14 protein-coding genes are annotated in these 10,788 nt (G+C 50.7%); all 14 read left to right on the forward strand.

The window, feature by feature from the left end; genetic code table 11:
- Positions 1–776 (forward strand): DNA repair protein RadC (gene radC / locus M0R35_07015; protein ID MCK9595406.1); only part of this gene is annotated, 776 nt, incomplete at its 5' end.
- Positions 777–861: 85 nt separating this feature from the next.
- Positions 862–1,212 (forward strand): stress response translation initiation inhibitor YciH, encoded by a 351-nt coding sequence (locus M0R35_07020; GenBank protein ID MCK9595407.1) that lies wholly within the window; start codon positions 862–864, stop codon positions 1,210–1,212.
- 131 nt (positions 1,213–1,343) lie between these two features.
- Positions 1,344–1,679: a hypothetical protein gene (locus M0R35_07025; GenBank protein MCK9595408.1), complete on the forward strand. Its 336-nt coding sequence runs from the start codon at positions 1,344–1,346 to the stop codon at positions 1,677–1,679.
- Between the two features lie 30 nt (positions 1,680–1,709).
- Positions 1,710–2,084, forward strand: coding sequence for a PilZ domain-containing protein (locus tag M0R35_07030; protein MCK9595409.1), 375 nt, complete (start codon positions 1,710–1,712; stop codon positions 2,082–2,084).
- The gene (locus tag M0R35_07035) at positions 2,081–2,455 is read left to right on the forward strand and encodes a hypothetical protein (protein MCK9595410.1); all 375 of its coding nucleotides are present in this window, start codon (positions 2,081–2,083) and stop codon (positions 2,453–2,455) included. Before M0R35_07030 ends, M0R35_07035 begins: the two co-directional genes overlap by 4 nt.
- Before the next feature lie 41 nt (positions 2,456–2,496).
- On the forward strand, positions 2,497–2,853 hold the full coding sequence (locus M0R35_07040) for a PilZ domain-containing protein (protein MCK9595411.1): 357 nt from the start codon (positions 2,497–2,499) through the stop codon (positions 2,851–2,853).
- 228 nt (positions 2,854–3,081) lie between these two features.
- On the forward strand, positions 3,082–3,282 hold the full coding sequence (locus M0R35_07045) for a cold shock domain-containing protein (protein ID MCK9595412.1): 201 nt from the start codon (positions 3,082–3,084) through the stop codon (positions 3,280–3,282).
- Positions 3,283–3,526: 244 nt separating this feature from the next.
- On the forward strand, positions 3,527–3,763 hold the full coding sequence (locus tag M0R35_07050) for an AbrB/MazE/SpoVT family DNA-binding domain-containing protein (protein ID MCK9595413.1): 237 nt from the start codon (positions 3,527–3,529) through the stop codon (positions 3,761–3,763).
- Positions 3,756–5,021 (forward strand): TolC family protein, encoded by a 1,266-nt coding sequence (locus M0R35_07055; protein ID MCK9595414.1) that lies wholly within the window; start codon positions 3,756–3,758, stop codon positions 5,019–5,021. The genes M0R35_07050 and M0R35_07055 overlap by 8 nt, the downstream gene beginning before the upstream one ends.
- A complete protein-coding gene (locus M0R35_07060; protein ID MCK9595415.1) occupies positions 5,014–6,027 on the forward strand; it encodes an efflux RND transporter periplasmic adaptor subunit in 1,014 nt (337 codons plus the stop codon). Before M0R35_07055 ends, M0R35_07060 begins: the two co-directional genes overlap by 8 nt.
- Before the next feature lie 14 nt (positions 6,028–6,041).
- Entirely contained in the window at positions 6,042–8,051 is a 2,010-nt protein-coding gene (locus tag M0R35_07065; protein MCK9595416.1) for an ABC transporter permease, read from the forward strand.
- Between the two features lie 126 nt (positions 8,052–8,177).
- A complete protein-coding gene (locus tag M0R35_07070) occupies positions 8,178–8,591 on the forward strand; it encodes a hypothetical protein (protein ID MCK9595417.1) in 414 nt (137 codons plus the stop codon).
- The gene (locus M0R35_07075; GenBank protein ID MCK9595418.1) at positions 8,579–9,916 is read left to right on the forward strand and encodes an NCS2 family permease; all 1,338 of its coding nucleotides are present in this window, start codon (positions 8,579–8,581) and stop codon (positions 9,914–9,916) included. The genes M0R35_07070 and M0R35_07075 overlap by 13 nt, the downstream gene beginning before the upstream one ends.
- A gap of 5 nt (positions 9,917–9,921) precedes the next feature.
- Positions 9,922–10,788, forward strand: an 867-nt coding sequence (gene dinB / locus M0R35_07080; protein ID MCK9595419.1) for a DNA polymerase IV, incomplete at its 3' end; no start/stop codon positions are given.

Genomic DNA, 10,788 nt, shown 5'->3' on the forward strand with positions numbered 1-10,788 from the left:
ATCCCCTGCAACGCGGCAGGTATTCGGGAGCAGGCAGCGCTCAAAGGAGGATAATTATAATGGGCGAAAAAAGTTTATCGAATGGTCCGGCTAATAATACGATCAGGGATTGGCCTGTTAATGAGCGCCCCCGTGAAAAATTATTCAGGCACGGAGAAGCTGCGTTGTGTGATTCGGAACTGCTGGCGATCATCCTGCGCACAGGTTCAAAGGGCGAAAGCGCCATTGATCTGGCCCGCGGGATCATTGCGAAATTCAAGACTTTCCGCAATATGAGCCATACGGATATCCGTGATTGGAAAAGGTTCAAGGGGCTGGGCCCGGCGAAGCTGGCGCAGATAAAAGCATCTTTAGAGATCGGCAAAAGGATGGTCGAGGAGAAAATAAAAGATACCCGGAATAAGATAAGTTCTTCCCGGGAAGTATTTGAGATTGTTATGCCCAGGTTGCGCGACCTTAAAAAGGAAGTTTTTAAGGTCGTGTTTTTGAACCCTCAGAACCGGATAATCGATATAGCGGACCTGGAAGAAGGGACCGTGGATCAGGCATATCCTATAAAAAGGGAGATTTTTCACTATGCGCTCCAGAGTTTTGCCGCGTCGATCATTTGCGTGCATAACCATCCTTCGGGAGAGTGCCAGCCGAGTGAAGAAGATATCGCGTTTACCCGTGATCTGGTGACTTGCGGGAATACCCTGCAAGTCCAGGTCCTGGATCATTTGATCATAGGCAGCGGCGGGTATTTCAGCTTTAAGGATGAAAAACTGATCGATTGATCCGGCCGCTCGCTTTTACAGTAGCTCCCGGTTGTCCGGGTATGCCTTAATTTTTGACTTTGGTTTCTTATTCCGCGGCAGTATAATGAGCCATATGGATAAAGGGCTTGTTTATTCTACTGATAAAGGAAAGATCTGTCCGGAGTGCGGCCAGCCTGCCGGCGGGTGCGTATGCCGCATTAGGGGTAAAACAACTGTCTCTAAGACCGACGGGGTTATCCGGATCAGGTATGAGACTAAAGGCCGTAAAGGCAAAGGGGTGACCGTGATTTCCGGGCTGCCTTTAAACCATGCCGGCCTCGAAGAATTGGCCAGAGGGCTGAAACAGCGTTTCGGCGCCGGCGGGTCAGTGTGCGGTTATAGCATAGAATTGCAAGGAGACCATTGCGATCAGGTGGAGCAGGAATTACATAAGTCCGGATATAAAGTGCGATAGGCCGGGGCATGGATGTTTGGATGGAAAGTGATGGCCGTTTATTCAACCCCGGGGCTTAATTATGGCTTGGGTTTTTTATTTGACAGCGGTATAATAAATCTCAGGATAACCCGGTAAATAAGGAGGGTTGAATGAAAAAAATTATTTTTCTGTCATTCGTAATGGTTTTGTCGATTGTTTCATTTGCCTACCCGCACAGCCCCTATGGTATTACAATAGCGGTAAACGCGCAAACCGTGAATATCAAGGTGTACCACCCTGTATCCGAGCCGGCTTCGCATTATATAAAGAAAGTAGTCGTAAGAGTGAACGGCGCAGAGGTGAAAACGGATGAATTTATATCCCAGACAGGCAATTATCAGAGTCTGGAACTCGAGATACCCGGCCTTAAAAAAGGCGATTCCCTTGTCATAACCGCTTATTGCAGCCGTTATGGCGAGCTTACCAAGGATACGAAAGTAGAATAAAGAATCCTGATTGAGGGAGAAAGGATGATTATGGGCGCCGAAAACAGATTTTTCGCCAGGTTCCTTGTCGCCGGTACGATACTTGTGCAGATAAGGCTGCAGGGGGGGGTTAAGACGATCAAAGGCGAACTGCTGGACTTAAGTTTTAAGGGCGGCGGGTTTTGCAGTAAAGAACAGCTTAAAAAAGAAGACAACATTATATTCCTGCTTTTGAATAATGAACTGGGCGTGCGTCTGCGGGGCGAAGCCAAGATAGTTTCCGTGCAAAAGATCCTGAGAAAAGGAACTGAACTTTTCCGGTACGGGATGGAATTCAGAAAATTGGATAGCGAGGCCCTGCAGGATATTGTGCTCAACCTGCAGAAAGATATTAAGCGCGGTTCCGGCGGCCCGGGAGTAAAATGAGTTTTATGTTAGGCCGGACATATACCCGCCAGGAGATCCGCGATCTGGCGGGAGGCGGATCTGTGCAGGATTATCTGCCTAATGAGAACGGCAAAGTCCTTTACGCGTGCCTTAGCCAGAAGTACGGGCCGGGTATCCCCAAGGTGGTTTTGGTAGGCCAGGGCCCGGGAGTGCAGCAGCAGGCGGAGATCTTTTGGCAACAGAAGAGCGCGGTGCCGGTGTTTTTTAAAAAGGCGGCCAACCTCTGGGAATACGCCGGTAATTTCCGGCCGGTCAATTCCACGGATGATCCGGACAGTATCGCCGAATTTGCGGAATCATCCGGCCGGATGATTCTGACCAGGATAATTTTTCTGGAGGAAGATAAATAACCGCAAGGCGTTAAGCGCGCATATAACCACCAGGAGGAGGCATGCCTGAGAACAGATTGTTCACTCGCTTCATCGTAGAAGGAGAGGTTCTTGTCCATCCTCACGGCCAGGGGGCAGAGCTGGTCAAGACCGAATTAGTGGATATCAGCTTTAAAGGGGCGGGCGTGTATTCTCCCAAGATGATCGAATTGAATACGCCGGTGAAGTTCATTGTGAGCGGAAAATTATTCAAAAATACCATAAGAGGCGAAGGCAGGATCAAATACGCCCATCCCTGGAAACGCAACGGCCGGGATGTTTTCCGGATAGGCATAGAGTTCGTTGATGTGGACAGCGATCTGGTGATGGACAGGCTGAAGTTCCTGCGGGAGTCATTGCCTAAAAACCAGATGTATTAAAGGCGAAAAATAGTGGTTGACAAGTAGCCGGTTTGTGTTATACTTCCTTCTGTAGTAGATAAAGATTAGAAGTTGGGAAGCCGAAGCGGTTAACTAAGTCTAGCCTTTCGGCTTTTTTTGTTTCTTGCCATTGTTTGACCGCTGGAAATCGGAAGAGGTCAAGATGGACGCGATTTCTATCGGTGGTTTACTATAAATCTAGAGAAAAGGAGGTAACAGACAATGGCAATGGTAAAAGGAAAAGTAAAGTGGTTTTCAGACCAGAAGGGTTATGGTTTCATCACACCTGAATCCGGTAATGATGTATTTGTACATCACAGCGTGATCCAGGGCGAGGGATACAAATCTCTTGCTGAGGGCCAGGAAGTTGAGTTAGAAATAACTCAGGGACCCAAAGGTGAACAGGCTTCAAAGGTTGTGAAGTTATAATCTTCGCAATATCAGCGGCCCGATACTAACGTGTCGGGCCGTTTTTTTTATTTGAGGCGCCTTAGCGCCTGATCGATGCGTAAATGGTTCCGGATGGTTTTGAGACTAGACCGGGTTTTGCAACCTGTTTATTGCGATATGGTTGGAAGGCCCGGTCTTGCGTTTTTTTGCTTGACATGTTAAGTATGATATGTTATATTCTTCATGTAAAGCATACAAAACATACTTCAAGCAGGAGAGGTATATGAAAAAACTTCCACCGGTGCCTAAGGTATACGGCACAGTAACAGTCGGCGAGCGCGGCCAGGTCTCCATCCCGGCAAAACTGCGCCAGGAATACGGCCTTGCCCCGGGCGACAAACTGCTGGTGATCGGCGGTAACGGAGGCCCTATAGGATTCGTCCCTGTCGCCGATTTTAAGGGTTTTCTGGCACAGCATGAGCGGCTTCTGGCCCAGATAAAGAAGAGCATACATGATTAAGAGCAAAACAGTTATTCTTGTAACCTTGTTGTTCTTTGCTGCCGGCGTTCCATCTGCCCGGGCTGAAGAGGTATTGACCTGGGAAGATTGTATAAAGGAAGCGGCCCGCAACCATCCTGACCTGATAGCCGCGAGCGAGGCGGTAAAAGAGACCGAGGCGGCTAAAAAGATATCGGCCAGCGGGGAATACCCTCAGGTTGACGCCGCTGTCAGCGGTTCAACATCCAAGACAGCGGGAAAGAGTTCGGTTGACAGTTACTCCACATCGTTGACCGGGACCCAGCTGGTTTTTGACGGCAAGAAAACGATCAACGATGTTAAAGCCGCGGGAGAGAACATCCAGGCGGCAAAATACAGTTTCCGCTATACATCTTCCGGAGTCCGCCAGGCGCTCAGGACCGCGTTTGTGAATCTGCTTAAGGCCCAGGAGATGATCCGCATCACCCAAGAGATATATGAAATACGCAGGGGCAACCTGGAGTTGATCACTTTGCGTTACGAATCAGGTTTGGAGCATAAAGGCGCGCTGTTGACCGCCGAAGCGAACCTGGCGCAGGCGCAATACAATATCAATGCCGCTGTGTATGACCTTCAGGTCTGCCGCCGGAACCTGATCAAGGAACTCGGCAGGGATAAATGGGCGGAGTTGAAGGTCAACGCTGATTTTACTGTGAAGTCTACTGCCCTGGAGCAGGTTGACCTGGAGGCTCTGGCTGAAAGAAATCCTCAGGTCCTTAAGCTGGTCGCGCAAAAGAACGCCGCTGAATTCAATCTGCGTTCCGTTTACGGAAATTACGCGCCGTCTGTTTCGGTTAACGCCAGTGCCGGCAAGTCCGGGACGACGTTCCTGCCGCAGACGACGGCAAAAAGCGTAGGGTTTTCTTTAAGCATGCCGATATTTGAGGGCGGGCTGAGGGCCGCGCAGGTGGCCCAGGCAGAGGCTTCGTTAAACCAGATCAAAGAGAATATTCGCAGCGCCCAGGATAGCGTCATCGCCACCCTGGAACAGTACCGCGCGTCTTTACTCGAGGCGATCGATAACGTGGAAGTGCAGAAAAAATCCCTGCTGGCCACGGAAGAGCGTTCAAAAATATCCGAGGCGCAGTATTCCATAGGGACAATTACATTCGATAGCTGGACTATCATTGAAGATAACCTGGTTAGCGCCAAAAGATCTTATTTAAACGCTCAGGCTGAGGCATTGCTGGCTGAGGCGAATTGGATCATGGCGAAAGGAGAGACGCTGGAATATGAATAATAAAAAGAAATTCTTTATATGGTTGATTCTTATCGCGGCGATCGCCGCAGGCGCAGTGCTCTTTGCGCGGCCCAGGAATAGCGCGACCGAGGTTCTAAAGGAAATAAGCCCGCATACCGGTTCGATCCAGACCCTGGTATCCACTACCGGCGATGTCCTGCCTAAGAACCGCCTGGAGATAATCCCGCCGGTGGCCGGAAGGATCGAGAGCATCCTGGTTAAGGAAGGGGACAAGGTCAAGAAAGGCCAGACCCTGGGTTGGATGAGCTCCACGGAACGCGCCGCTTTGCTTGACGCGGCTCAGGGCCAGGGCGAGGAAAAAGTCAAATACTGGCAGGAGGTTTATAAACCTATTGCTTTGGTCGCGTCTATCGACGGGGAGATCATCGTCGCTACGGTCCAACCCGGACAGACGGTGACTGTTTCCACAGCGGTACTGGTTATTTCGGATAAGCTTATAGTCAGGGCTGAGGTGGATGAAACGGATATCGGCAAGATCAAGGTCGGTCAGCAGGCCATAGTCAGCCTGGACGCTTATCAGGACACTAAGATCAAAGGCGTAGTGGATCATATTTATTATGAATCGTCGACGGTGAATAACGTGACCATTTACAAGGTGGACATCCTTCCTGATGATATCCCGGTATTCTTCCGCTCCGGGATGAGTGCCAACGTGGATTTTGTGGTAGAAGACAGGCAGAACGCCCTGCTTATTCCTGAAGAAGCGGTGACTACCGAGAATAATCAGAGTTATGTGTTGATGCGCGGTTCAAACGGCAAAGAACTGGTGATGAATCCGGTTACCTTGGGAATGACCCAGGATAAGAACGTGGAGATCACCTCGGGGCTGACTGTTAACGATACCGTGATCGTCAAATCCAAAAAATTCGAATTGCTTACATCATCGACTCTGGGTAAGAATCCATTTATGCCCAGCATGAAGAAAACCACGAAAACTGATGCCAACGGCAAAAAACAAAGCGGGGACTCAGGCCCGCCGATGTAAGATCTACCACGAAAATGATCGAGATAAAAGATATAAATAAGACCTATACCATGGGCAATGTGGCTGTCAAGGCCCTGGACGGGGTAACCCTTAAGATCGAAGACGGCGAATTTGTGGCGATCATGGGCGCTTCCGGTTCAGGCAAGTCCACGCTTATGCATATTTTGGGCCTTTTGGACCGGCCGGACAGCGGAACTTATTATCTGCAAGGCAAGGAAATCACCCGTCTTTTGGATAAGGAACTGGCTGTGGTGCGCAACGGGTTGATCGGTTTTGTCTTTCAGCAGTTTCACCTTTTGCCCAGGATGAGCGCGCTGGAAAACGCGGAATTGCCGTTGATCTACGCGGGAAAAAGGCATTTGCGGGAAAAGGCCCGCCAGGAACTGGTTGGAGTGGGATTGGCGGATAGGATCCAGCACAGCCCCAACGAACTATCCGGAGGCCAGCAGCAGAGGGTGGCTATCGCCCGCTCGCTGGTCAATGACCCGGTGATCCTTTTTGCCGACGAGCCTACCGGTAACCTCGATACCAAGAGCAAGACTGAGATCATGAATATCATCAAGGGGCTGAACGCCAAGGGCAAGACCGTGGTCCTGGTCACTCACGAACCGGAGATCGCCCAAGAGGCCAAACGGATCATCCATATGCGCGATGGAAAGATCATTTCAGATGAACGCTTGGACCAGAAATCGAAACCCGCCGCAGCGCCCGCTGTTCCTTCTGATCCTCGGGTTTTATCGGATTCCCCGGGGCGCGTTTCCGCGCAGAGGGGAGTGGATGAGACGCTTGAGGAACACCGCAAGGCCTCGGGAAAGATGAAGTTCCTGGATTACGCCCATCAGGCGGTTGGCGCGATGATCTCCCATAAAATGCGTTCGGTCTTATCTATTTTAGGTATTCTTATCGGCGTAGCCGCGGTCATCGCCATGCTGGCTTTGGGAAGCGGGGCCAAGGCCTCGATCGCCCAGCAGATGGCTTCTTTGGGCTCGAACCTTTTAATGATCCATCCCGCGCATGCCAGGTCCGGAGCTGTGGCTCTGGAATCGACCACCACCAGGTTCTCGCTTGATGATGTGGATATAATCAGGAAACTTCCCGGTGTGAAGATGGCTTACGGCACAGTGCAAAGCCGGGTCCAGCTGGTTTACGCCGGCAACAACACTAATACCCAGCTGGAAGGCGTGGGCACAGATTATCCGGATATGCGCGCGGCTAAACCCACGGTAGGCAGGTTTTTCAACGAAAGAGAATTACGTTCCCGGGAAAAAGTGGCTGTTCTGGGCACTACCGTGGTCACCAACCTGTTCGGAGAGGGTAATCCTGTCGGGGAGACCATAAAAATAAACCAGATCAATTTCAAGGTTATAGGTATTCTACCTACAAAAGGCGCGGGCGGTTTCCGCGACCAGGACGATACGGTGATCATCCCGGTTACCACGGCCATGTACCGGGTCCTGGGCAAGGATTATGTGGATAGCATGTACGTCGAAGCGCAAGCGACCGACAAGATAGAAGCCGCTCAGGAAGAGGTCAGCCGGGCGTTGGTCAAACAGCATCATATCACCGGTGATCCCACGGAATCATTCGATATCCGCAATATGTCGGACATAAAAAGCACCCTGGAATCAACCATGTCGACTTTGTCCATGTTGTTAGGTTGTATCGCCGCAATATCGTTGTTAGTCGGGGGCATCGGGATAATGAACATTATGCTGGTTTCGGTTACCGAGCGCACCCGGGAGATCGGATTGCGCAAGGCGATCGGCGCGGATAACAAGGATATCATGGTCCAATTCTTGATCGAATCGGTTCTGATGTCTTTTATCGGCGGGATCACCGGGGTGATCCTGGGCATCGGCGCGTCCGCCGGTATGAAGATCTTTGCCGGCTGGGCGGTTCAGGTTTCAGTATTTTCAGTGGTGATCTCTACAGTGTTTTCCCTGGTAGTCGGGGTGATCTTCGGTTTATGGCCGGCGCAGAAAGCGGCCCAGCTCAATCCTATCGAAGCGCTGCGGTATGAATAAAAAATAATACAGGGATCCCGGAAGATTTAAAGGCTAAAATATGCCCAAGTTGTTTTTTGCTTGGGTTTTTTATTGCCGGGGATTATAATATGGTGAACAACCAGTTAAAATATATGAAAGAATAAAATGAAAAAACACCTGGATTTCGAGATAAGATTTTTTGAAGGGCTGCTTGAGAAAAAACCCGATTTTATTGAGGCGCTCATAGCCTTGGGGGAGAATTATACCCGCAAGGGGCTTTATGACAAAGGCCTTAAGGTGGATACGAGGCTGGCAATGCTGCGGCCGGACGATGAGACCGTCCATTATAACCTGGCCTGTGATTATTCGCTTTTAAAAGAAGCCGAGCTTTGCCTGGAGGCCCTGGAAAAGGCTATTGACCTTGGTTACGACGACTTTAAGTATATGCTTAAAGACCCCGACCTGGAATATATACGCAAGGATGAGAGGTGTGTCCGTTTGCTGGCCAAACGGATATTAAAGCCCGCCAGGCGTTTAGTAAAGGGCCGCAGAAAGGATGGCAAGGGTTGCGCGGATTGATAGAGCGTTTCTTCAAGCTAAAAAGCCTGAACAGCGATATTCGTACGGAGGTCATCGCCGGGGGGACCACCTTTATGACCATGGCTTATATTATTTTTGTCAATCCGTCGATGATCGCCCAGACCGGCATGGATTTCGGGGCCGCGACCATGGCCACCTGTTTATCCGCTGCCGCGGCTACTATCATGATGGGATTATACGCTAATTATCCCATAGCCCTGGCAGCCGGAATGGGGGAGAATGCCTTTTTTACATATGTCGTTTGCCTGACAATGGGTATTTCCTGGCAGGTGGCTTTGGGTTGTGTTTTTATTGAAGGCATTATTTTCATCCTGATGACGCTATTCAAGTGGAGGCAGGCGATAATAAACAGTATCCCGGCTTCTCTGCGCTATTCGGTCGCCTGCGGCATAGGGATGCTTATCGCTTTTGTGGGATTGATTGACGCAGGTTTTATAGTCGGCCATCCGTCCACGCTGGTCACGTTGGGGAATTTAACGAACCTTCCGTCTCTTTTGGTCGTTTTCGGCCTGATTGTGACCGGGGTAATGATGACCAAGCGGATAAAAGGGGCGATGCTCTGGGGGATACTTATAAATGCCGTGACCGGGGTTTTACTCGGCCTGGTGAAATACCAGGGTGTTGTTTCCTTGCCGCCTTCCATGCAGCCTACTTTTATGAAGATGGACCTTGTCGGGGCATTTAATCTGGGATTGTTATCGATTGTTTTTATATTTCTGTTCATGGATATTTTTGACACAATGGGGACGCTTGCCGGAGTGGCTGAACTGGGAGGTTTGATGAAGGATGGCAAGATCCCCCGGGCGGGAAGGGCCATGCTTTCCGACGCCGTAGGCACTTGCGTGGGCGCTGCCTGCGGGACACCGACAGTGACCAGTTATATTGAAAGCGCTTCGGGCATAGCCTCCGGAGGGAGGTCCGGCTTGACCTCTGTAGTTACCGGGTTACTTTTCCTGCTTGCTATTTTTTTCTATCCTCTGATCAAGATGGTCGGGGGAGGGTTTGTTAACGCCGCGGGCCAGACACTGCACCCGGTGACCGCCCCGGCATTGATCATTGTTGGCAGTATGATGATGCGGTCTGTGGTCAAGATAGATTGGAAGGATTATACTGAATCTATACCGGCTTTCCTGGTGATCATTCTGATGCCTTTGACCTTTAGCATCGCATCGGGCCTGGCTATAGGCTTCATAAGTTTCAGCGCGCTTAAATTATTCAGCGGAAGAGGCAAAGAAGTCCCCTGGTTGGTATATCTGCTGGCGCTGTTGTTCGTCATACGGTTCGTCTATCTGCAGGCCCGATAAATATTATGAATAAACCCCGGTATATCGTCCATATCGATATGGACGCGTTCTTCGCCTCCGTGGAACAGCGGGATAATCCGCAATACCGGCTGAAACCGGTTATCATCGGGGCTGACCCCGGATCCGGCAAAGGCAGGGGCGTGGTCTCCACGTGCTCTTATGAAGCCCGTAAATTCGGGGTGTATTCGGCCATGCCGATATCGACTGCCTACAGGCTGTGTCCCAAGGCGGTCTATCTTCGCCCGGATATGGAAAAATACTCCCGGGTTTCCGACGAGATATTCACCATTATTTATGATTTTACACCGGTTATCCAGCGGGTCAGTATAGATGAGGCGTTCCTGGACATCAGCGATTCTTATCAGCTTTTCGGCACGGCTTATGAGGCGTGCCGGTTAATGAAATCCCGGATAAAGGAAGAGGCCGGGTTGACCGCGTCCGTGGGTTTGGCGCCGACAAAAATGGCTGCCAAGATCGCCTCTGACCTGAAAAAACCGGATGGCCTGGTGGAAGTCCGTGTTGAGAATATGATGGAATTCCTGCGGCCTCTGGATGTCGGCAGGATATCCGGGGTGGGCGAAAAAGCGAAAGCCCTGTTAAACCAGATAGGGGTACGGACTATCGGCGATCTCGCCGACAAGGACATTAAGGACCTGGCGGCGTTATTCGGCAAGAACGGCCTGTGGTTCTGGAGGATCTCCCGGGGCATCGATGAAGACGAAGTCGCGGCTGAAAGCCGGACCAGGTCGATAAGCAATGAAATTACTTTTGAGCGCGATACCCGGGATGACGGGATGATCAAAAGCAGGCTTTCCGGGCTTTCGGAAGAGGTCAGCGCGAGGATGCGCGGCGAGGGTTTTAAATGCCGGACT

Source organism: Candidatus Omnitrophota bacterium (assembly GCA_023227985.1).
Lineage (GTDB): Bacteria > Omnitrophota > Gorgyraeia > Gygaellales > Profunditerraquicolaceae > JALOCB01.

Bases quoted from the DNA above. Each gene is read 5' to 3' on its own strand.
- M0R35_07045 (MCK9595412.1), top strand. From the start codon at position 3,082: ATGGTAAAAGGAAAAGTAAAGTGGTTTTCAGACCAGAAGGGTTATGGT.
- M0R35_07040 (MCK9595411.1), top strand. From the start codon at position 2,497: ATGCCTGAGAACAGATTGTTCACTCGCTTCATCGTAGAAGGAGAGGTT.
- M0R35_07060 (MCK9595415.1), top strand. From the start codon at position 5,014: ATGAATAATAAAAAGAAATTCTTTATATGGTTGATTCTTATCGCGGCG.
- M0R35_07025 (MCK9595408.1), top strand. From the start codon at position 1,344: ATGAAAAAAATTATTTTTCTGTCATTCGTAATGGTTTTGTCGATTGTT.
- M0R35_07070 (MCK9595417.1), top strand. From the start codon at position 8,178: ATGAAAAAACACCTGGATTTCGAGATAAGATTTTTTGAAGGGCTGCTT.
- M0R35_07035 (MCK9595410.1), top strand. From the start codon at position 2,081: ATGAGTTTTATGTTAGGCCGGACATATACCCGCCAGGAGATCCGCGAT.
- M0R35_07050 (MCK9595413.1), top strand. From the start codon at position 3,527: ATGAAAAAACTTCCACCGGTGCCTAAGGTATACGGCACAGTAACAGTC.
- M0R35_07020 (MCK9595407.1), top strand. From the start codon at position 862: ATGAGCCATATGGATAAAGGGCTTGTTTATTCTACTGATAAAGGAAAG.
- M0R35_07055 (MCK9595414.1), top strand. From the start codon at position 3,756: ATGATTAAGAGCAAAACAGTTATTCTTGTAACCTTGTTGTTCTTTGCT.
- M0R35_07030 (MCK9595409.1), top strand. From the start codon at position 1,710: ATGGGCGCCGAAAACAGATTTTTCGCCAGGTTCCTTGTCGCCGGTACG.
- M0R35_07065 (MCK9595416.1), top strand. From the start codon at position 6,042: ATGATCGAGATAAAAGATATAAATAAGACCTATACCATGGGCAATGTG.